This window comes from Magnetococcales bacterium, assembly GCA_015231175.1.
GTDB lineage: Bacteria > Pseudomonadota > Magnetococcia > Magnetococcales > DC0425bin3 > HA3dbin3.
The window spans coordinates 1-21784 of record JADGBZ010000038.1; the positions used below are offsets into that span (position 1 = coordinate 1).

General features: G+C 56.4%; 23 protein-coding genes. 10 read left to right on the forward strand and 13 right to left on the reverse strand.

All coding sequences use genetic code 11. The annotated features are described in order from the left end of the window. Window positions 1–89: 89 nt before the first annotated feature. A complete protein-coding gene (locus HQL63_09450) occupies window positions 90–1892 on the reverse strand; it encodes a hypothetical protein (GenBank protein MBF0177056.1) in 1803 nt (600 codons plus the stop codon). On the opposite strand from HQL63_09450, the gene ccoS reads away from it, so the two are divergent. Next, window positions 1891–2100 carry a cbb3-type cytochrome oxidase assembly protein CcoS gene (gene ccoS, locus HQL63_09455; GenBank protein MBF0177057.1) on the forward strand — a complete coding sequence of 70 codons (210 nt, stop codon included), beginning with the start codon at window positions 1891–1893 and terminating at the stop codon, window positions 2098–2100. The two genes, HQL63_09450 and ccoS, sit on opposite strands and share 2 nt — an antisense overlap. A 182-nt stretch (window positions 2101–2282) precedes the next feature. Here ccoS and HQL63_09460 read toward each other — a convergent pair whose 3' ends face one another. From HQL63_09460 to HQL63_09470, 3 genes are all read right to left on the reverse strand, one after another. After that, on the reverse strand, window positions 2283–3683 hold the full coding sequence (locus HQL63_09460) for a radical SAM protein (protein MBF0177058.1): 1401 nt from the start codon (window positions 3681–3683) through the stop codon (window positions 2283–2285). A gap of 84 nt (window positions 3684–3767) precedes the next feature. Beyond that, complete coding sequence (locus HQL63_09465) at window positions 3768–4292, reverse strand: hypothetical protein (protein MBF0177059.1); 525 nt, start codon at window positions 4290–4292, stop codon at window positions 3768–3770. Then, complete coding sequence (locus tag HQL63_09470; protein ID MBF0177060.1) at window positions 4270–5355, reverse strand: RelA/SpoT domain-containing protein; 1086 nt, start codon at window positions 5353–5355, stop codon at window positions 4270–4272. Before HQL63_09470 ends, HQL63_09465 begins: the two co-directional genes overlap by 23 nt. Window positions 5356–5715: 360 nt before the next feature. Between HQL63_09470 and HQL63_09475 the strand changes: the two genes are divergently transcribed. The 4 genes from HQL63_09475 to HQL63_09490 all read left to right on the forward strand — a co-directional run bounded on the left by HQL63_09475 (window position 5716) and on the right by HQL63_09490 (window position 9170). Next, window positions 5716–6591 carry a hypothetical protein gene (locus HQL63_09475; GenBank protein MBF0177061.1) on the forward strand — a complete coding sequence of 292 codons (876 nt, stop codon included), beginning with the start codon at window positions 5716–5718 and terminating at the stop codon, window positions 6589–6591. Next, window positions 6588–7295, forward strand: coding sequence for a hypothetical protein (locus tag HQL63_09480; protein ID MBF0177062.1), 708 nt, complete (start codon window positions 6588–6590; stop codon window positions 7293–7295). Before HQL63_09475 ends, HQL63_09480 begins: the two co-directional genes overlap by 4 nt. A gap of 97 nt (window positions 7296–7392) precedes the next feature. Further along, entirely contained in the window at window positions 7393–7956 is a 564-nt protein-coding gene (locus HQL63_09485; GenBank protein MBF0177063.1) for a peptidylprolyl isomerase, read from the forward strand. Between the two features lie 83 nt (window positions 7957–8039). Beyond that, complete coding sequence (locus tag HQL63_09490) at window positions 8040–9170, forward strand: M20 family metallopeptidase (protein MBF0177064.1); 1131 nt, start codon at window positions 8040–8042, stop codon at window positions 9168–9170. 56 nt (window positions 9171–9226) lie between these two features. Here HQL63_09490 and larB read toward each other — a convergent pair whose 3' ends face one another. The 6 genes from larB to HQL63_09520 form a co-directional block, all read right to left on the reverse strand. Beyond that, window positions 9227–9991 (reverse strand): nickel pincer cofactor biosynthesis protein LarB, encoded by a 765-nt coding sequence (larB, locus tag HQL63_09495; protein ID MBF0177065.1) that lies wholly within the window; start codon window positions 9989–9991, stop codon window positions 9227–9229. Window positions 9992–10066: 75 nt separating this feature from the next. Continuing rightward, window positions 10067–10903: an ATP-dependent sacrificial sulfur transferase LarE gene (gene larE / locus HQL63_09500; protein MBF0177066.1), complete on the reverse strand. Its 837-nt coding sequence runs from the start codon at window positions 10901–10903 to the stop codon at window positions 10067–10069. Between the two features lie 112 nt (window positions 10904–11015). Beyond that, the gene (locus HQL63_09505; GenBank protein ID MBF0177067.1) at window positions 11016–11831 is read right to left on the reverse strand and encodes a M48 family metallopeptidase; all 816 of its coding nucleotides are present in this window, start codon (window positions 11829–11831) and stop codon (window positions 11016–11018) included. Window positions 11832–12113: 282 nt separating this feature from the next. Next, a complete protein-coding gene (locus HQL63_09510) occupies window positions 12114–12815 on the reverse strand; it encodes an ABC transporter ATP-binding protein (protein ID MBF0177068.1) in 702 nt (233 codons plus the stop codon). Then, entirely contained in the window at window positions 12812–13624 is an 813-nt protein-coding gene (gene cbiQ, locus HQL63_09515; GenBank protein ID MBF0177069.1) for a cobalt ECF transporter T component CbiQ, read from the reverse strand. Before cbiQ ends, HQL63_09510 begins: the two co-directional genes overlap by 4 nt. A gap of 28 nt (window positions 13625–13652) precedes the next feature. Next, the gene (locus HQL63_09520; GenBank protein ID MBF0177070.1) at window positions 13653–14699 is read right to left on the reverse strand and encodes an energy-coupling factor ABC transporter permease; all 1047 of its coding nucleotides are present in this window, start codon (window positions 14697–14699) and stop codon (window positions 13653–13655) included. A gap of 357 nt (window positions 14700–15056) precedes the next feature. On the opposite strand from HQL63_09520, the gene nikR reads away from it, so the two are divergent. Together nikR and HQL63_09530 are read left to right on the forward strand one after the other, a co-directional pair. Continuing rightward, entirely contained in the window at window positions 15057–15488 is a 432-nt protein-coding gene (nikR, locus tag HQL63_09525; protein MBF0177071.1) for a nickel-responsive transcriptional regulator NikR, read from the forward strand. After that, a complete protein-coding gene (locus tag HQL63_09530) occupies window positions 15485–15670 on the forward strand; it encodes a hypothetical protein (protein ID MBF0177072.1) in 186 nt (61 codons plus the stop codon). The genes nikR and HQL63_09530 overlap by 4 nt, the downstream gene beginning before the upstream one ends. Before the next feature lie 71 nt (window positions 15671–15741). On the opposite strand, the gene HQL63_09535 is transcribed toward HQL63_09530, so the two are convergent. Genes HQL63_09535 through ccoG form a run of 3 tightly spaced genes read right to left on the reverse strand, consistent with a single transcriptional unit; the run spans window position 15742 to window position 17929 of the window. Further along, window positions 15742–15939, reverse strand: a complete 198-nt coding sequence (locus tag HQL63_09535; GenBank protein ID MBF0177073.1) for a cbb3-type cytochrome c oxidase subunit 3 — start codon at window positions 15937–15939, stop codon at window positions 15742–15744. Next, window positions 15936–16451, reverse strand: coding sequence for a FixH family protein (locus tag HQL63_09540; protein MBF0177074.1), 516 nt, complete (start codon window positions 16449–16451; stop codon window positions 15936–15938). Before HQL63_09540 ends, HQL63_09535 begins: the two co-directional genes overlap by 4 nt. Window positions 16452–16456: 5 nt before the next feature. Further along, window positions 16457–17929, reverse strand: a complete 1473-nt coding sequence (ccoG, locus tag HQL63_09545; protein ID MBF0177075.1) for a cytochrome c oxidase accessory protein CcoG — start codon at window positions 17927–17929, stop codon at window positions 16457–16459. A 377-nt stretch (window positions 17930–18306) separates the two neighbouring features. Here ccoG and ccoN point away from each other — a divergent pair, with 377 nt between their 5' ends. The 3 genes from ccoN to ccoP are packed head-to-tail and all read left to right on the forward strand — an operon-like array spanning window position 18307 to window position 21463. Then, window positions 18307–19722, forward strand: coding sequence for a cytochrome-c oxidase, cbb3-type subunit I (gene ccoN, locus HQL63_09550; GenBank protein ID MBF0177076.1), 1416 nt, complete (start codon window positions 18307–18309; stop codon window positions 19720–19722). 38 nt (window positions 19723–19760) lie between these two features. Then, entirely contained in the window at window positions 19761–20495 is a 735-nt protein-coding gene (gene ccoO / locus HQL63_09555; GenBank protein MBF0177077.1) for a cytochrome-c oxidase, cbb3-type subunit II, read from the forward strand. Between the two features lie 53 nt (window positions 20496–20548). Beyond that, entirely contained in the window at window positions 20549–21463 is a 915-nt protein-coding gene (gene ccoP, locus HQL63_09560; protein MBF0177078.1) for a cytochrome-c oxidase, cbb3-type subunit III, read from the forward strand. Window positions 21464–21784: the final 321 nt, after the last annotated feature.

Below are 21784 nucleotides of genomic sequence, written 5' to 3' on the forward strand. Positions count from 1 at the left end.
AGGTCCAGGACAGAGTCCTGGTGGGGTGCGGGGCGAAGCCCTGACAAAGGCTTTCATGTCCAAACTTTTCTTGCAAGGGTAGTGAATAGTTACCAAAAAAATAACGATGGCAGGGTCAGCAACACGCCATCGGGAATGCGTGTCAGGGTGGGCAGGGGTACCCGCCAATGGGTGTCACCAGGCTGGTTTGTGCCAAAGTGATCCACGTCAGCCATTTTCAGGGTCATGGCCCTGCCAAAGTCGCGTTTGCGTAAAAGGTTACCCGTCATGACAGCCAGGTGAAGGTCGTGATTGACCAGGGAGTTCAGCGTCGAAAATTCATCTTGCAACAGGCACCGCAGACGACGGGCATGGTCGTAGAAACAAAGCCGCTCCGTTGGTTCCACCCTGGTGTGGGGAACCCGGCGTTCCAAGGTGACGGTTTGCACGCCGGGGTCGGTTTTTCCGGGTAACAGGCGCTCCAGGTAAGGCTGTTCGATGTGACCAAAATAATAGGCGGTGTCGGCGACATACCCATGCGCCACCCAGGTCAGGATGACGATAAAAACTCCGCTGCCGATTGACGACAGTGCGAGGGGTCGTCCAGCCCATCCAGACAACCATCTGCCGGCGCCAGGGGAGCGCTGAAACAACCAGGTTGGCCGGCCCGCATGCAGCATGGCAAGCGTGGTCTTGCCCAAATATCCCACGGTCCAAAGGGTGAGGATGGCTATCATGGCCATAATGGTAAAGCTGTTCCGATAACCGACGATCACGGCGTTCCGGCCACCGATCACAGGGGCGGCTGCCAGAAGGATCGTCAACCCTATCAAAAAAATCCGATAAAGTTCAAGATGGCGGTGCAGCGTGTTTTTGCTTGTATGATAGTGCGCAAAAACACCCGCCATGAGAAGAAGGATACAAACCGGCGCCACCCCCTGTGACGGGAACCAGAGATGGGCGCCAAACGCCATGGATTTAAATAATTTTTCCAAGATATCAAAGGGATCTGTCGACAAAAGATAGGCGTACCTCTGGCTCGAATTGTCCGAGACGAAAAAAACGTGCGGTGAAAACAAAAAACCATGCATCGGTTTGACGACGTGTTTGACCAGAACAAAAAACAGAGCAGAGACAATACCGAGAACAGTCAAATCACGAATAATGGGAAAATGTGCCGTATCCCACCCAATCCGGCGCACGTTCAGAAGGCGAACAAGTGGATACACGATGATAAATATGGCATTGGGAGGGTAAATAAAACATAATACAATATAGAAAACAATAGAGAACAGTCCAAAAAATAAAAACCTTTTGTTTAAAATATACATATCATAGCGGTTTATTTTATCAAGCCATGAATAAAAGAGAACAGAAAGAAAGACGGGAAGGATGCCAGGAATGAATTGGGATAGCCACGTCACGTAAAGCAAAGCGGGGGGCAACAAAAATATTCCCATGGAGAGGGCCGCCGCCATGGGAACCGGCACCAGCATCCTTTGCACCATGTGCCGGTAAAACATGGCGGTGGAGAGTCCCAGCAGCAAAGCGTTTGCCAGACGCCCCAAAGAGAAATCGTGAATATGCTTGAACAGGAGAAAATAAACGTTGTCAATCCAGGCGTTGAGACCGCGCCCAATGGACCGGAGCCACGCCGATTCCACGAAATAGTCGCAGCAACGGCGCAGATCTTTGGTCGACAGGAGCTGATCTCCCCGCAAGGACCAGGTCACACCGTCATCGAGGGGAGTGACCTGGGATTTGTCGACAAGATTGAGGTGGTCGCTGTGCAGGCCATACTCCACGGTAAAGGTGGGAACAAAAACGACCACGACCGCCAGGAGCAGAATGACCCACAGCCAGGTTTGCATGCGTAAAACAGGCATCTTTTTTAACGAGGATTTTTCCGCCATGGACATTTTGTTCCTGCTGTTGCCCCTGGCCCTGTTGTTGGGCGTGGTTGGCCTGGCCATGATGATCTGGGCATTGAGAAACGGCCAGTTTGAAGATTTGGAGGGAGCGGCCCAGCGCATCCTTTACGATGACGACCAGGAGTTGATTCCCACCCATCCGGCACCTGACCACAAACAGCCGGAAGGTTCGGGCAAGGAGCGGAGGTGATGGTAACGTCTCCTGTGACTGTCCAACACCCCCGACTACAAGTCAATGCCTGACGAAACGGGATCCATGGGGAGCTCCGTATTGCTTTTGTGCCAACAGGGGAATGTAAAACCTGATACGCCGGACCACCCGGGCCGGAGAAATCGATCCATGCGAGGTGATTGAAAAAATACAACATTCAATCAATAATAGAGAGCATACCGAATAGCCATTCTAATCTTCAGACGTAACGATGTTTTTATGGCATACCACCTCGCAAAGCCAAGCGTATAGAAAAATTCATAAACCAGATACAATATTATTTTTGGCAAAGCGTACAACAGATTGAAATAGATTTTTCGATAGAATAAGAAAGGAAACTTTACAAATACGGGAAAGAGATGGAATGTTTTAATGATTACCTTTTGCTCGTCCTTGGTGAAGTTGAGAGGGCTTCTTGTAAAATAATTCCTCGGCAATTTATTTTCTTTATTGAAAAAACCTTTTTCGATACTGTACCGAGTTAGTTCGACCCCAGGATAAGGAATAAAAATATTGGCAAGGGCAAGCGAAGGTTTGGCTTTGATGTTGATTTCGACAGTCTCCTGCATTTCATCAAATGTCTCTCCTGGCAGTCCGATCAGATTGGCTGTGCGGAACGGTATCTCATGCTTGTGCAGGTATGCGGATGCGTTCAGAATGTGCTTTTTCGTCATGGCTCTTTTCAAGGTTTTTTGCAAGTGGTGGTCGTTTCCGGATTCGATGCTCCAGGTTACGTTGAGACAATTGCTGGCCCGCAAGGCTTCGGCAATTTCCTCATTGACAAGATTCGCCCTGACATTGCATGAATAGGTCAGACCCAGTTTTGGGAACCTTTCACAAAATTCGAAGAACCATTTCTTGTTAATAATGAACGTATCATCGTTAAAGTGGACATTTATTAATGGATATTTTCCTTTTATAATTCGAATCTCTTCAAGCAGATAATCAACACTCTTTTTTCTTATAATCGGACCGTTTTCCTTGAACATATCGTTGAATTGATGGTTAAAGCAGTAGGTGCATCGATAGGGACACCCTCGCCCGGAAAAAAATTGTTTAGATGGCAGATCTCGGAGGAGGGAGTCCTTGTTGTAGATGATATCCCGGTCAGGGAACGGCAACTCGTCGGGATTGACCAAAGGAGCATATTGTGTCGACGGTTCCATGCCGTTCAGAAAAATATTATAAATTGGTTGAAATCCGTTCAAAAGAAATTCAGGAAGGACCAGTTCTCCTTCGCCGATACAGACAGCATCAATCGTCGAACCTGAAACCGCTGTGGGTTCAAATGTCACGCCATGTCCACCAACAACCGATTTGATGTCTGGCAAAATCTCTTTGACTTTTTTATCAAAATCCATAATACTTTGTATGGAAGAGGTGAAGGAGGAGTATAAAATAACATCAGGAGGATTCTTGATGATCCGGGAGAGGGATCTTCCAGGATTCATTCGTTTTATATAATCAACGTCAATGCCGTTTTCCTTGAGCGTCGCAGACAGCGAGTAAATTCCGTGTTGGTCATTAAATACATTTAAAAATTCAACAAACACAACCTTCATGATCCCTACCTCTTTCGATTCGCCGATCCCCGAAGCTTCAGAGTCGCCCTTGCAGCCATGCGCTGAAGGCTGCCCTGTCCGAAACTATTTCGGTCCCGCAGTCCGGCTTTTCAACTCCTGGACCATGGGGTGCTGCATCAACTTTTGGATGCGTGGATCCTGGGCCAGATCTTCCAGACCCTGGCCGGATTGGATTTTGGCAAGGAGATCGGGGTCATCCAGAATGCTGCGGAAGGTTGACGTGTTCTGGAGGGCCATGAGTTTTTGCATGAGTTGGGGGTCGTTGATGATCGTGGTGGCGACCTGCTGGCCAATATCTTTGATCTGTTTATCATTTTGTCCGGAACCTGCCGTTTTTGCATCCATTCTGCTGGTGGGTGCCTGACTTGTGGCAGAAGAGGGGGCAGCGGGAGGACGTTCGGATGGGGGTTTGGTCTGGATCTCCTTGCTCAGCAGGGTTTCATGGCCTGAGCAGGGGCTGTTGCGCCAGGTCGTTTCGCCAGATGATTTGTTCTTGCAGGTGTAAAGGTCCGCCTGGACGGGCGCGGCAAAAAACAGGCCCAGGCCAAGGAACAGTGTTGTCGTTCTACCAACGTTCGATATCGTCATTGAAGATGCCTTTTTCCAGTTGCATACCGAAGGAGGTTTTGTCCAAATGGGTCAGGAGCTGATCGGCTTTTTCAGAGGTGGCGGCCAGGGCATAACACATGATGAGGATGGAGATGCCTCGCCACAGGGAGCCGTACTCGCGGTCGGCGTAGCGGTCGCGCATTTGTTTGCCGATGCCCAACAATGCCTTGCGATGGGAGCGCAGCTCGTTCTCCAGGGCCGTGAGGTGCCGGACACCCAGTTGCCCCAGGTTTTCGGCCAGTTGCAGGATAAACGCTTCATTGAAGGTGGTATCGGTGCGGAAGATGGTGGCCATGCTGCTGTCCAGATCCCGGACCAGGATGTTTTCCTGGATGAAGTCCGTCAGGGAGAGGTGGTCGAAGGAATCGTTCGGGGTCAGGCGATCCTTGCGGGTGTCGGTGCGCTGCGCCAGCTGGTAGGGCCGGATGAATTGTTTGATGCCATTGAGTTCAGAGTCGGCCAGCTCCAGAAGCGCCGCCACGCGGGAGAAGTGCCGCCGTCGCTCCTTGGGAAAAAGATCCCGGCTGGCGTAACCCAGCTCTCGTTCCCATTCGGCCCAGGCCTGTTGCAGGAGGGAACGGACCTGAATCTCGGCTTGAAACCCTTTGAACCGCTTGTATTCGATCAGGCGCAACCGGTCATCCAGAAGGCCGACGATATAATAGCGGGAGCGATAACCGAACCGTTCCGGGTCCAACAACTCACCGCGATCGACGATATAGGATTCGTTGATCTTGAACTCCTTGCGGATCACCTCGGCCACCTGTTCCACTTCCTCCTCGAAGTAGGTGACGATGCGGATGCCTACCAAATCCGTGATGTCTTCCAGCTTGGTGATTTTGGTCTCCCCGGCGAGGAGTTTGCGCCGCAGGGACTCCCGCTCCTTGACCCGCCCGATGATATCGTAGGTCTTGGGGCCGTTTTCCTGCAAAAATTCTTGCAGGAGGGTCATCTGGCGGTTCATAAAATCCGCATAGATGGTGCGCCGCTCCTCGTACTGATCCAAAAATCTTTCAATGGTGATGTCGTCGACCGGTTCCATGGATCCCGTTCCAGTCAGTTGCGGCAAAGTCCTGTTTCCCCGGCGGCAGAGCCCATTCAAACCGTGTCCATTCCAGGAAGTATCGTTTTAAGGAGACTGATATTCCAGCAATTTTGTTCAAATGGGAAGAGGAATTCGTGCATGGAGCCGGCAATATGTGCTCCGGCGCCATGGCCGATGGGCCAGGAAGGTGTTTCCGTGATGAGGGGCCACCCCTCTGAACCTCGATTCATCAGGCAGTTTTTCGTGGCAGGGTGCTGAGTGATCGCCCTGCGGAAGAGATTGTCGTCATGCATTTCCAAAAGGGAACGATCCTGGTAGGCTGTGCAACGAATTTTGACTTATATGTAACGAGCCCATGTGCCGGTATTGTGTGGGGGATTTTTGTTCGACCCCGCAGCGGAGTCGGACGGATGCCCCCAGGGCGTTCAGGATAGACAAAATTGCGGTATTGACCAAGCCATGAATGCCATCCCGACTGCCAACATCAAAGAGTTGGTTGCCATCATCGCCCGCTTGCGCGAAATGCCGATTGGCGGACGCTACAGCGAGATGGTGTTGCAGCGGGATCGGCGTGTGGCGGAGAGTTTCCTGGACCGCTATCCGGGACGCGCCCACAGCGTGCTGGGCATCATTGCCACCATCCGGGGTGATGAAGAGGAGATGCGTTACCATTTTGAGGCCGCCCGGGAAGCGGAACCTCACGAGGCCTATATCCGGACCAACCACATGGTGGCGCTGCAAGGGTTTGGCTGTTTCTCCGAAGCGGTCCTGGAAGCGCGGGAGGCCTGCAAGGATCAGCCCCGGCATGCGGATCTTCTGGTTGAAGCCACTTTTGCCTGCATCTATGCCGGGCGTTTTCAGGAGGCCGCCCACTGGCTGGAAAATCGGGACAAACTGGGCGTCATCTCCCCGATTCCCGGGGCTGAGGAGGTGCATGCCTGTGCCCGATTTCTGCGGGAAAAGCGTGTCTCCGATCTGGATGTGGAGTCCTTGCAGTTGCAGGCTGCCGCCATCCTTCGCGAACGCCGCGTATTGGGGGCCGTGGCCCACTACAGCCTGCGCCAGGAGGAGACCGACCACTGGATCACGCTGCGTTTTGTCTTGCGACAACCTTCCCGCGAGGTGGCGGAACTGGACTGGCTGCTTTCCGAACGGTTGGCCCGGTCATCGTTGCCGGAACGGGCTTTCCGGCACGTCGTGGTGGGCTATCTCTCCCGGGAGGAACCCTTTTGAGCATCACCAGCAAGGATCTGTTGCGCCTGGCCCAGCGCCTTGCCGGAAGCCACCTGGAGGTGGATTTGCGCGACGCAGGCAACCGGGCCTATTTTGCCGCTTTTCACGCATCTCTCCAACTCAGTGTGGCTTTGGGATTGCTGGCGCCTCAGGTACGGGAACAGGAGGGGCACCACAAGCGCCTGATCCGGGCCATGCAGACGGCCAAGGTTCCGGGTGTGGATCAGGCGGACTTTGCCGTGCGCCGCCTGGGGCAGGCGCTGCGCAGCCTGCGTGATCAGCGCAACGTGTCCGAGTATCGACTCGATAAAAGCTTTGTGCGCAGTCAAGCCAAACAGATGATCATCACCGGCGAACGCATCCTCAACGAGGTGGAACGCATCCTCTGGGAGTATCGGGGCAGGGATGTCGCCGAGGGGGGCGCCATGGACTCCCTCTGGCTGGAGCAGGAGCCTGACGATCCGTCACCCGGGGATGCCGTCCAACCGCAAGGCGAAACGGGGCCTTTGCCCCCCGCGCCGCCAGAGGCAAGCGACGTGGAGCAGGCGCCCGTGGGTGCTGCGTCTCCGGTTCCACTGCCGGATGCCATCACGCCGCCACCCGCGTCAGCTCACGCGGAAGCTCCATTTTCTCCCGCCCCCCACACAGACGATGAAAAGAACGGACAGGGGGACAATCAAGGCAAACCAGAGTGTGGCCAGTGAGGCCCGGTGTGGTACAACTGGTTCTGGACAATCCAAGGAGGCAACATTGAAAAATCGATATCCGGCGTGGTTTTTTGGTGCATGGTTGGCGCTTTTGATGGTGGCATGGACCTTTTCGGCGTGTGACCTGAAGGCGGCAGAATCGATCAACAGCAACAAAGGAGACAAAGTGATGGTGGTATTGACAACATCCATGGGTGACATCACCGTGGAACTGGACGCCGCCAAGGCGCCCCTCTCTGTAAAAAATTTTTTGGCCTACGTGGAAGAGGGCTTTTTCGATGGCACCATCTTTCATCGGGTGATTCCCGGGTTCATGGTCCAGTGTGGGGGCATGTTGCCGGACATGAAAGAGAAAAGGACACACGCACCCATCAAGAATGAAGCCAACAACGGCCTGAAAAACACCCGAGGCACCCTGGCCATGGCGCGAACCCAGGTGGTGGACAGTGCCACCTCCCAGTTTTTCATCAATGTGGCCGATAATGTCTTCCTGGATCACGGTGGCCGGGATTTCGGCTATGCCGTGTTCGGGCGTGTGGTAAAAGGTATGGAGGTTGTCGATCAAATTGTCGGTGTACCCACCGGCAACCGGGCCGGACACCAGAATGTGCCGCTGCAACCCATCACCATCGTCAAGGCCCAGCGCCTGGAACAATAGTCCCGGACGTGTGACCATCCGGCGCCCTTGCAAAAAAAAAGCTCGGAGAGACTCCTTATCGTTGCGGGGGCATGTTTCGATCCATGTTTGACCCAGTCAATTTGACACAAACTCTGCTGGCTTTCCAGACGTTCAACCCCCCCGGCGACGAACGTCCATGCGCCGAATATATTGCTCAACTGCTCTCATCAGCCGGCTTTCGGACCGACCTGCATGGCATTGGACCGCGACGGGCCACCCTGGTGGCCCGTCTTCCCCGCCACAGCGACAAACCTGCATTGTGTTTTACCGGACACCTGGACACAGTCCCGCTGGGCAACATTCCCTGGAGTCGGGATCCGTTTGCCGGAGAGGTGGTTGGGGACCGGCTTTATGGACGCGGCAGCGCCGACATGAAGGGAGGCGTGGCGGCCATGATCTGGGCTGCCATGCGGTTTGCCCGGGAGTCCCATGACACCGGGGATTTGCTGTTGATCCTGACGGCTGATGAGGAGGTTGGTTGCACCGGGGCTCGGCATCTGATGACCGATTTTGCGGCACAGGGCAACGAGCATCTGGAGAATGTCGGCGCCATTGTGGTGGGCGAGCCGACGGCCAACGCCCCCTGGCTGGGGCACAAAGGGGCTCTTTGGCTGGAGCTGGAAGTTTGGGGGGTGGCAGCGCACGGCTCCATGCCCGATCTGGGCGTCAACGCCATATGCAAGGCGGCCCGGGCTGTCGTGGCGCTGGAGCAGTATCGGTTTTCATCTCCCGCGCACCCTTTGCTGGGCAGACCGACCTTGAATGTCGGCACGATTGTGGGTGGCCAGCGTATCAACATCGTTCCGGATCATGCCCTGGTGGGCATCGACATGCGCACGGTGCCCGGAATGAGCCATGATGACCTGTTGGCATCCATCCAGGAGTATTTGGGAGCGGAGGTCATCTTACGCGCTGTGACCGACACCCCCGGCGTGATCACCGATCCGCACCACCCCTGGGTAGGCAAGGTGTTTGCCATCATGGCGGCGTTGCAGGGGGTCCAGCCTGAACCCGGCGCCGCCCCGTTTGTCACCGATGCTTCGGTTTTGACCCCCGCCCTGGGATCCCCTCCCACCATCATTCTCGGCCCCGGCGAACCCGGCATGGCGCACAAGGTTGACGAATATTGTCACGTTGCCAAAATCCGGCAAGCCGCACAGGCCTATCTGGAGATTGCCCGCCAAGGGTGCTGAGGAAGGGTGCTGCGTCGTGACGAATGGCAACCGGAAAGAGTGGCAACCCCACTCCTTCAAGCGCCTCTACGGTTGATCAGTCCCGCCACATACCCCGCACCGAAGCCATTGTCGATATTGACCACTGTCACATTGGCCGCGCAACTGTTCAGCATGCCCAACAAAGCCGAAAGGCCGTGCAACGACGCACCATAACCAACGGAGGTGGGAACGGCAATCACCGGCTTGTCGACCAATCCTCCCACCACCGAGGGCAAGGCCCCCTCCATACCCGCCACGACGACAAACACCCGGGCCGTGCGCAACAGCTCGCCGGCGGCCAACAGACGATGCAAACCGGCCACGCCCACGTCGTGGCAGGTCTCCACCCGCCCTCCCATGAGACGCGCCACCAAGGCAGCCTCTTCGGCAACCGCGATATCGCTGGTTCCGGCGCAAAATACACCGACCAGACCTGTCTCGGCGACAGATCCCTGCCTACGGTACAGACAGTTTGTCCCCATGGCGTGCTCCAGAACAGGAAACTTCTGCCGCAGCCGCCCCATCTGTTGTCGGCTCAAGCGGGTGATCAAAAGATCACTGCCGTGTTCCAACGCTCGTTCCACAATGACCAGCAGGTGCGGCCATTGCTTCCCCTGAGCAAAAATCACTTCGGGAAATCCGTGACGCAACCCGCGATGGGTATCCAAACGCGCCACGATGCCCTCCTCCTGGGTCAGGAGATCGACGGGGAACCGCGCCAACTTGCCCATGGTATCCTCAACCGTGCTGCGACCTTCCGCCAGGGAGGTGAGGAGCGATTTTAAACGTTCTGGTGACATACGGCATGGAACTCGAATGGGGTGTGGTAACGATCCAGCACTCTTTCAAGAAAAGATCGAAAGAGTTACAACGATTCAAGACCGGGATGCCTGAACAGAGATGACCCGATTGAGTTTACCACTTTGGAACCCTTCAAGATCAAGCACAACATATTTGAAACCGGTTTGTCTCAGTTCATCGGCAACCCTTTTGCGCAGCGCCGCATCCAGCAGCCGGGGAATCTCTGCATCCGTCAACTCGATGCGGGCCGTCTCTCCCTGCTTGCGGACACGCAATGTCCCAAACCCCATGCGCCTCAGTTTGTTTTCGGCGCTTTCCACCAGACGCAGAGATTCGATCACAATGGGTTCGCCATAAGAAATCCGGGATGAGAGGCAGGGAGAGGCTGGTTTGTTCCAGGTTTTGAGACCCCTCTCCCGCGAAAGCCGACGCACATCCTCCTTGCTCAAACCAGCATCCAGAAGGGGACTGATCACCTCGAATTGATGTTTCGCCCGCATGCCCGGACGATAATCATTCAGGTCGTCGGTGGTGCTTCCGTCAAGAACGACCGCAAAACCTTCGCGTTGGGCCAGGGTGGTCAGGTCTTTAAACAGGCTGCTTTTACAAAAAAAACAACGATCCTTGGTGTTCTTGACAAAATCCGCATCGTCCATGGTATCACTCTCGACGAAGCGATGGGGGATGCCCATGTCCTGAACCATGTTTTTGACATCTTCCAGATCGTGGGCAGGCATGGTGGGGGAGAGCGCCGTCACCGCCAGATAGGGAATGCCGGACTCCTTGACGGCGGCCACAAGAAAAGCGCTGTCCACGCCGCCGGAAAAAGCAACCAGGGCGCTTCCCAAAGCACGCAACGCATCCAACAACGAACCACACCTGCCGGATGAATCCAGTTGATCACCAATCATGGTGGGAGCTCCTCCCGCTCCTGAAAGCGATTGCATGACTGAAACGGAGATCAGGAAGAAGGGCTGCGTTCCTCCTCTTGCCCCACCACCACATGATTCCGGGATATCCCCATCACTGGGCATGGTAGATCGGCATCACCTCCGGCAACCATTGGCGAATATTGGCGATGCGCGTCTCATCGGCAGGGTGGGTGCTGAGAAATTCCACAAGACCGGATTCTCCTTCACCTTCTTTTTTGTCACGCATACGCTGCCAGAAATCAACGGCCTTGGAAGGGTCATAACCGGCCATGGCCATGAAGGTCAGTCCCAGGCGATCGGCCTCGGATTCGTGCAGACGACTGAAAGGGAGCATGACGCCCAACTGGGTTCCCAAGCCATAGGCCACACCCAGGAGAGCTCCGGTCTCGCTGTCATCTTCGGTTGCAGCCTGGAGCAATTCGGCGCCCACGCCGACCAGCATCCTCTGACTCATGCGTTCACCGCCATGGTTGGCGATGGCGTGAGCGATTTCGTGTCCCATCACCACGGCCACCCCGTCTTCGTCCTCGGTATACTCCAGGATACCTGTCAGAAAGACCACCTTACCTCCAGGCAGACAGAAGGCATTTGTATCCTCATCTTCCACCAGATCGAAACTCCAGACGTAGCCGGATAATTGTTCGCTCATACCCTGTTGTTCCATGTAACCTTCCACGGCCTGCTGAATCCGTTGTCCCACCTGCTTCACCATGAGAGCTTCGGAGGTATCGTGCAGAGGTTCGTTCTCCTTCAGGAATTTTTTGTGCTCTTTGAAGCTGAGGCTGAAGAGTTCGCTGTTTGAGATGAGGGAGAGTTGACTGCGCCCCGTGATGGGCACGGTCGCACAACCGGCAACCAGCATCAGAATCATACTGCAAGCAAAGCGCATAATGGATTGACGTAGCATGATCGTGATGTCCTGGGTCTGTTGATATTTGGAGGCAGATTGACAGGTTGGATCGTTGGATGTCAACAGGCGCCAAGGCCCTGCCCAGGGCAATCGCATTTGACATGGACCCACCCGAGGCCATGATCGCTTTTTGGAATCGGGGTCCAGAGGGCTGGCTCCCTGGCGGGTCAAGGGCAGCGCCCTTGCGGGGTTCGGGGCAGCGCCCCGTTTTGTTTTTGGTCGCCCCCCCTCTCCCAGGCCTTTTTTGCGCTGTTTGCAAAAAAGGCCCAAGGGGCGGTTTTATTTCCCACACGCCGGACAGGTCCATGGCTGCGTCCGGCCTGTGGCGTCATCCGCCACGATACGCCCTTCGGCCAGGTGAATCGTCCGCCCACAAAAGGTTTGCAACCACGCCAAATCGTGCCCCACGACAATGCGGGTCTGGGGCAGGCTCCGCAACAAAGCAGCCAAATGATGGCGTCCCTGGGGGTCAAGGCCCGAGTAGGGTTCGTCAAGAAGAAGTATGTCCGGTTCCATGGCCAGTATCGTCGCGAGAGCCACCCGGCGTTTTTCGCCGCTGGAAAGTCGATGCGACGGACGCTGCCGCAAATGCCATGCGTCAACGGCTGTCAGGGCGTTTTGCACCACCTGGCGGCACTGGGTCACTGTCATCCCCAGATTGAGCGGTCCAAAGGCCACATCCTCCTCCACGGTCGGCATGAACAACTGGTCGTCGGGGTGTTGAAAAACCAGTCCAACAGCACGCCGCATCTGCCCCTGATCCAGGCGGGCCATGACCTCCCCCCGCAACAAAAGAGAACCTTCCGCAGGTTGGATGACACCGCCCAGCAAAAGAAGCAGGGTGGATTTGCCGGCGCCATTCCCCCCCACAACAGCCACACTCTCTCCCTGCCCAACGCCGAAAGAGACGCCATCCAGGGCTTTGGTCCCGTCCGGATAGAGATGGTGCAGGTTGCGCACTTCCAGATGAAATGGGGTCATATGCCGCTACCCATCATCCAGTCGCCCACCTGCTGCACCGGCGCCAAAAAACGGCACGCACCGAACAACAACGACCACCCGAGCAGAAAGGACCACTCCCCCGCCCGCCAGTGCGCCGTGCGCAGGGTGGGGAGCGTGCCATGAAACCCCCGGCACAGCATCGCTCGTTGCATGCGCTCTCCCCGTTGCAGGGTGCGCAGCAGCAGACTCCCCACCAACCGGCCATGCACGCGCCAACCATGCCCCTCTCTGCCACAGGAACGCAGATTTTTGGCGCGCAGCATGCGCATGGCCTCGTCGGTGAGGAGAAACAGGGAGCGGTACAGCAACAGAATCTGGGCAATAAACAGGCGCGGCGCACCGAGTTGTTCCGCTGCCCGTCCCAGTTCCGGCACGGTGGTGGTGGCCATCAACACCAACAATGCGCTTACGGCCAGCAAAAAACGCAACAAAATGGAGGCCAGTGAAAACCACCCGCCACGCAGCGCAAAATCGTCGCCCAAAAAGATCAGGTGGGTGTCCAATAGGGGATTGCACAATCCGACCAGAAGCGGAAACGGCGCCAAAACCAGCAGGCGCCGCAACAACCAGCGCACAGGAATGCCGGCACGGACTGAGAGAACCACCGGAAAAAGGAAAAATGGCAACAATCCGCTGACGGCATACTTGTCGAACGAGACGACACACAACAAAAAAAGGGCCGTCACCAACCCCTTGGCGCGGGGATCCAGGTGATGCACCGGCGAGTCGATCCTGGCCATCCGATCCAAGGATGCGATGGCCAGGAGAGAATGGTCACCACCGCTCATCGATCTCCTCTCCCTGCGACCCGCCACGTCACGGAGATGACGCGGGAGGTGTGACCGGAGAACGACGCCGCAATCCCCAACCAACGCCCCACAACACGATCAGGGTCAAGGCGCCTCCCACCAAACCGGCAAGCGATTTTTCCCCTCTGAACGCCCGCAGGCCCGATCCAGCCTCTCCCTCTTGCCCATCTCCCCTTCCGAACTCATAATCCGGCATGGGAGCGGTGTGCTTCTGGAGTCGTGACAAAACCCGGTGGAGCGCACCGCCAGACCCGTCGGGTTCCGCTCTCCCGATCACCCGAGCCACGGACCACTCCAATCCGTCCGGTTGGGACGAGGCGTACCAGGGCAGGAGCACACCAGTCACCAGCGCCACCCCACCCATGGCCACGAGCACCCGGGACCGGGTGGTGGTCCGGGTTGGCGCGTACCATGCGCCTTCCCGCCTTTCCGGGTCAAGTTGGTACAAAAACAGCAGCACGGCCACGCTCACGAACCCCTCCACCACACCTATGGCCAAATGGATGGGCAACATCGCCAGCAGAAAGGCCAGCCAGGGCAGTTCGGCAAGATCGGACAGACGGCTCTCCACCACCACCCCCAGAGCGCCCAGTTGCAAAGCCAACAGGGCAGAGCAAAATACCGCCAGCCGCCAGCGCCAACCCGTGACGCGAGCACCTCCGGCAAGGGGCCGAAAGACCAGGGGATAGACCAGTAGACAAGGCATCACCCCCATGTTGATGATGTTCGCCCCCAGGGCCAGCAGGCCTCCATCGGCAAAAAAGAGGGCCTGCACCACCAAAACAGCAGCCATGGCAAGAAAGGCTGCGTGGGATCCCAACAAAACAGCAAGAAGCACTCCACCCGCCAGGTGACCACTGGATCCTGTCCCGGGAATGGCGAAGTTGACCATTTGGGCTGCAAAAACAAAAGCCCCCATCACACCCAGCATGGGCGTGGCCGCCGTGGATGGCAACGCTTGCAGTTTGCGGGAGACCATGGCAATGGCCGCCCCGCTGATCAGCCAGCATCCCACGCCAACCTCGGCGGATATCAGGGCATCGGACATGTGCATCGGTCAAACCCCTACGCAAACGTAACTATTCAGTACCCTTTCAAAAACAGCCTGGACATGAAAGCCTTTGTCAGGGCTTCGCCCCGAACCCCACCAGGACTCCGTCCTGGACCTGCCAGGGAGCCAGCCCCCTGGACCCCGATTCGTTGGCGGGTGATGAATAGTTACACGCAAACATCGATTGAACGATTTATGAAAGATTTTTTTTTCTTCTTAACGAGTCATTCTACGGAGCCAGGTCAGGATGTGTCAACCACCCCTTCCCAGGCAGGCAGGGCATGATCAAATTGACCCATTCATTCCAGGATGCGCGTGATGACAACTCAAGGCTGAAAGGAAAAGACGATGAGCAACGGCATGGAAAGATTCACCATCTCCCTGGAGGAGGAGTTGGCGCGTCAGTTTGATGCATGGATCCGCCTGCGCGGTTATCGCAACCGGTCGGAGGCGGTGCGGGATTTGTTGCGCAAGGAGCTGGCGACCGTCCAATTGGCCGAGGGGGGCGCCGCCGAAGGCGTGGGAGTGATCACCTACATCTACGACCACCACAAACGGGAACTGGCGCGCCGTCTGACCCATATGCAACACAGTGAACACGACCTGACCCGGGCCACGCTGCACATCCACCTGGACCATGAACGTTGTCTGGAAACCGTCATTCTGCGCGGCAGCGTGGAACGGATCCAGGCCCACGCCCAGGCCATGACCGCCGAAGCCGGCGTGCGCCACGGCCATTTGCACGTGGTGCCCATGGCGAGCATCACCGACCCCGAAAGCTGGACGGCATGACAAAACCCGCCACTTCGCCCCTGTGCGGCAACCGTTCAGCATCCCTGCAAAAACAGTTTACCCAGGAAAAATCCTCTTCAACCCGCAACTATTCACCACCCGCCAACGAATCGGGGTCCAGAGGGCTGGCTCCCTGGCAGGTCCAGGACGGAGTCCTGATGGGGTTCGGGGCAAAGCCCTGACAAAGGCTTTCCTGTCCAGGCTTTTCTTGAAGGAGTACTGAACGGTTACGTTTACCCAGGAAAAATCCTCTTCAACCCTTCCCGTCCACGGGCAGGTTGCGGGGAGTGACCTGCCCCGCATCGTCGTCGTGAAGAATACGAGTGGCAGCCTCGTCATACCCCTTCTTGCGAGATGGCCAATAGACCCAGATCACAATGGCGATGAAGGCAAGGAAAAACCAAACCAGGGCAAAAGTCTTGGAGAGAACGAACAGGGTGTCGAAGTTCATGAGGCACCTACATGGATGCGCTGGGCGTGACGGAATGCAGCCTGATGGGCGATGGCGCTGATTTTGACTTCCCATACACCCGGCAAGGGGAACGAAATCCTGGCGGTGTACTGGCCGGGAGCAATTTCGGAGAGAACGACGTGTTGGTCGTGACCTGCGGCAACAGGACGAAATGTTTGCAAGGTCACCGCAGCCCCCTGCAAAGGGGTGCCGTCACGTTGCGTCAGCGTGAACACCATGGGCTCGGGAGCGCCCACCCTGGGTGTGCCGGTCTGCAACGTCCCTTGCCAACCCAAAGAGTCCTGCAACTGCTGCTCCGCCAACACCTTGTTGTAGGCCAAACCCTTTTCGTAAGGGTTCTGAGTCACGACACCCGTCCAGGAGGCGCTGGCATAGTAGACCAGGGCGACATTGGCAAGGATGACAACAAGCGCAAACAGGAAAAGAGAGAGACGCCAAGGCCCCCAACGGCGCCAAAGGGGCTGGGCGGTTTGGGAAAAGCGCTCGGACATGCGGGTCACTCCGGACGAACGAAAAGGGAAGCATGGCGATCCCCGTTGCCACTGTCATCCGTGGCCGTGAGGATAAACTCGATCGGGGCCCGACCAGGTGACAACCGCTCCCGAGGTTGAACGAGATAAACCAAAAATGGTTCCGCCGCACCCGCCGGCACTGTGACCAGGGGATTGCCATGGGCGTCGCGAGAGGCGCTGGTGGCCACGGAGAGCCGCGCCCCGGGCAAACCGACCACGGACAAGGCATATTGCCGGGTACGGTTGGTGATGTTCAACACCCGAACAGTAAAATTATTCTGGATGCTCCCATCCGAAAGCGCGACATAAACCGGCAAACGTTGGCGTATGACGTTGATCTGGGAAGGATTACGCTGGGTCAAATGCCAGGTGATGCCAAAGACCATGGCCAGCAGCACCGCGCCATAGACAACCACCCGAAAACGCAGAATGCGGCTTTTCTGACCTTGCAGGGATTGCAGCGAGGTGTAGCGGATCAAGCCATGGGGTTTGTGCAGGCGATCCATCACCTCATCGCAGGCATCGATGCAGGCCGCACAAGTGATGCACTGGTACTGCTGCCCAGCCCGGATATCGATGCCGGTCGGGCACACCCGAACACAAGCCCGGCAATCGATGCAATCCCCCGGACGCTCCTGCTGTCTGCGCTGGCGTAAATTGGCCAGCCGGGGCTCGCCACGATCTTCGTCATAGGCAACGATCAGGGTCTCCCGGTCAAACATCACCCCCTGAAAACGGGCGTAAGGACACATGTAGATGCAAACCTGCTCCCGGGCAAAACCGGCAAACAAATAGGTCGTACCAGTCAAAAAGGCCAGAACATACCAGGCTGGCATGGGCGCAGTGCCGGAAACAAACTGCCGCAACAGGACAGGAGCATCGGCAAAGTAAAAAACAAACACACCACCCGTGCTCACGCTGATCAACAGCCACAGCAGGTGCTTGGTCAATTTGCGGGACAATTTGGCCAGGCTCCAGGGGGCCTGGTCCAAACGCCGCCGCCGGACCGGAGAACCCTCGATCCACTTCTCCACATAGAGAAAAAGGTCGGTCCATACCGTCTGAAAACACATGTATCCGCAAAAAACACGCCCGGCAAGCGTCGTCATGAAAAACAGACCCATGGCCATCATGACCAGGAGAAACGCCAGCAGAAAAATATCCTGGGGCCAGATGACCAGGTCAAAAATGTAAAATTTGCGGTTGGGCAGGTCAAAGAGGACCGCCTGGTTGGGCAGCAGGTCACCACGATCCCAACGCAGAACAGGAATGGCATAATAGATCCCAACCAAAATCCATAAGACACGCCACTTCAAGCGACGGAAAAAACCCTCCTGGTAGACCGGATAAATCTTCCTCCAGGTTGCGTAAAGCTCCGGAGACTCCCCGGGCAAAGTCTGTCCGCCCTCCTCCGCAACCCAACCATCCTGTGTCGTTTTGGCCAGCGCCTGGGTCATGGTCTCTTGTCCGTTCTGGATATGAAAGCCTTTGTCAGGGCTTCGCCCCGAACTCCACCAAAAAAAAGCCTGGATATAAAAGCCTTTGTCAGGGCTTCGCCCCGAACCCCGCCAGGGCCCTGCCCTGGACAAAGCCAGGGAGCCAGCCCCCTGGACCCCGATTCGTAGCCGGTTGGTGAATAGTTAAAAAAAATCTAGCGCAAATTTTCACAAATTGATATACAAAAATATAACAATTGACGGACTGGCGGGTACGGGAAGCGTCGGATCGCTGCAAAAAAATCTGTCAAAACAGGGAAGAAAGGGTTGGGAATTCGGCACGGGGGAGAGTCCGGGGAAGGCATGAACAACAGCTTGCATGGAAAAAGGAGAGCAACGTGTCTCAAACGGTCAATCCGGCGGCAGCACAGTACGACTACCAGGTCATCCGGTGGTTTGCGGTGGCTGCGGTCATTTATGGCATCGTGGGATTTCTGGTAGGGGATCTCCTGGCTTGGCAACTCGCCTTTCCTGAGTTGAATTTCGGCATACCTTACCTCACCTTTGGCCGTTTGCGGCCCCTGCACACCTCGGCAGTGATTTTTGCGTTTGGCGGCTCGGTCATGTTTGCCACCAGCTACTATGTCGTGCAACGCACCTGCCGGGTGCGGCTCTTTTCCAATTTTCTCTCCTGGCTGACCTTTTGGGGATGGAATGCGGTGGTGGTGGGAGCCGTGGTGACCTACCCCCTGGGCCTGACGCAGGCCAAGGAGTATGCGGAGCCGATCTGGCCGCTGGACCTGCTGATCACAGTGGTGTGGGTCGCCTATCTGATCAATTTTGTCGGCACGCTGGCGCGACGGAAAGAGGCCCACATTTATGTGGCCAACTGGTTCTATCTCGCCTTCATCATCACCGTGGCCATCCTGCACCTGATCAATAACCTCGAAGTACCGGTCAACCTGACCGACTCCTATCCGGTATGGGCCGGCGTGCAGGGGGCATTGATTCAGTGGTGGTACGGGCACAACGCCGTCGGATTTTTTCTGACTGCCGGTTTTCTTGGCTTGATGTATTACTTCGTCCCCAAACAGGTGGAGCGGCCAGTGTACTCCTACCGCCTCTCCATCGTGCATTTTTGGGCCTTGTCGTTTTTGTACATCTGGGCAGGTCCGCACCACCTGCACTACACCGCATTACCGGATTGGGCCTCCACGCTGGGGGCGACGTTTTCCATCATGTTGATTCTGCCCTCCTGGGGCGGCATGATCAACGGCATCATGACCATGTCCGGCGCCTGGGGCAAACTGCGTACCGACCCCATCCTCCGCTTTTTCATCGTCTCTCTCTCTTTTTACGGCATGTCCACCTTTGAGGGGCCCATGATGTCCATCAAGGATGTCAACGCCCTCTCCCACTACACTGATTGGGGCATAGGACACGTCCACTCCGGCGCCCTGGGGTGGGTGGCCATGGTGTCGTTCGGAGCGCTTTACCACATGGTTCCCCGCCTGGCGGGCACGACCATCCACTCGGTCCGGTTGATCAATTTCCACTTTTGGCTTTCGACCATCGGCGTCGTGTTTTACATCATCGCCATGTGGATCTCGGGCATCATGCAGGGACTGATGTGGCGGGCCTACGATGCCTATGGAAATCTGACCTACTCCTTCGTCGAAACCGTCGCCGCAATGCACCCCTACTATCTTATGCGCGCCGTTGGCGGAGGCATCTTTTTGCTGGGAGGATTTGTCATGGCCTACAATCTGTACATGACCCTGCGCAAACCGAACCACCCTTTACAGGCAGCCTGATCCAGGCCCGGTCGGCAGCGCAATGCGGGAGAGACAACGTGAAACACGATATCATTGAAAAAAACCTCCCCCTGATGGGGATTCTGATTCTGCTGGTGGTTTCGATCGGCGGCCTGGTGGAGATCGTCCCCCTGTTCTACATCGACAGCACCATCGAAACCGTGCAAGGGATGCGGCCTTACACCCCACTGGAGTTGAAAGGGCGGGATATCTACCTGCGGGAACAGTGCTACAACTGCCACTCCCAGATGGTCCGCCCCTTCCGGGATGAAGTGGAACGCTACGGTCACTACAGTCTGGCTGCCGAGAGCCAGTATGACCATCCCTTCCAATGGGGATCGAAGCGGACCGGACCGGATCTGGCCCGGGTAGGCGGCAAATACTCCCGACTCTGGCACCAGGATCACATGCGGCGTCCGCAGGATGTGGTGCCCGAATCGGTGATGCCTCCCTATCCCTGGCTGGAACGGGACAAACTGGACTACCAGGATGTCGGCAAGCGCATGCAGGTGATGCGTAAAACAGGCGTCCCCTATACCGATGAGATGATCGAACACGCGGTGGCAGACCTGGAGAGCCAAGCCCTGGGTCAGAGCGCGGATGTTTCGGGTTTGCAGAAGCGATACGGCAAAAAAGTGTCCCTGGATAACTTCAACGGAAGTGCCAAGGATGCCCAGGCCAAGGTGATCACCGAACTGGATGCCATGGTAGCCTATCTGCAAATGTTGGGAACTCTGGTGGATTTTTCCTCCTACCAGGCACGGGCCCGCTGAAGCCCGGGGATCGGATCTGCTTATAACATGCCGCAAGAGTGGAGGAAGTTTCCATGGCAGGTGACAAGAAGGTTGAAACCACTGGGCACCAGTGGGACGATGAAGAAGGCCATCCCTTGCAGGAGTACAACAACCCCCTGCCAACATGGTGGTTGTATGCTTTTTATGCCTGCATCGTGTATGCCGTAATCTATTGGATCCTCTTTCCGGCGTGGCCAACCATGGGGAGCGAGGAGTTTACCAAGGGGGTGTTGGGCTGGTCCAACGTGAAACAACTCACACAGGAAATGGCCCGGGCCCAGGAGGCCAAAAAACCGTTCGATGCGCGGTTGGCCGCTCTCCCCCTGGAAGAGATCGCCAAAAACAACGACCTGTTCCAGTACGCTCTCGCTGGCGGCAAGTCGGTCTTTGCCAACAATTGCGTCCCCTGCCATGGCAGTGGCGGCACGGGGGCCAAGGGCTATCCAAACCTGGTGGACGATGACTGGCTTTATGATGGAACTCTGGCCGATATCCAACTCTCGATCAACAATGGCCGCTCTGGACAAATGCCAGCCCATCTGAACACCGCCGGCGGGGCCTTCGGCGCGGAGCAGGTCAACGCCCTGGTGGAATATGTCCTCAAAATATCCGGCCAGGCACATGATGCCGCGTTGGCCAAACAGGGAGATGCCCTGTTTCATGGTGATGGGGCCTGTTTCTCCTGTCACGGTGATCACGGCAAAGGATCGCTGCTGGATACGGTCGCGAATCAAAAATTGGACAAATCCGTCGGCGCTCCCAACCTGACGGATGCCATCTGGCTTTATGGAGGAGATCGGCAAACGGTCCATACCACGGTTGCCAGTGGCAGATCCGGGCAGATGCCAGCCTGGGGCGACGGTTATACAGGATTGGGAAAAAAGTTGGATCCGTTGGATGTCAAGAAGGTCGCTTTGTTTGTCCACAGCCTGGGTGGTGGGCGTTGAACGCCCAAACGTAAACAGGCTACAGGGAGGGGCATGCAACCCCTCCCCGTGGTACGCAACGTCAAAACCACTTTTCGAAGGCCATGGTCATCTTTGACATGATCGCTTTTTGGAATCGGGGTCCAGGATGCTGGCTTTCTGGCTTTGTTCAGGGCAGCGCCCTGGCGGGGTTCGGGGCAGCGCCCCGTTTTGTTTTTGGTCGCACATCTTCTCCCAGGCCTTTTTTGCGCTGTTTGCAAAAAAGGCCCAAGGGGCGGGCCTTGGTCCACCTTCTGGCGCGTCCTTTTGCGCCAGAAGGCGGACGCATTGCAGGTTTGAAAA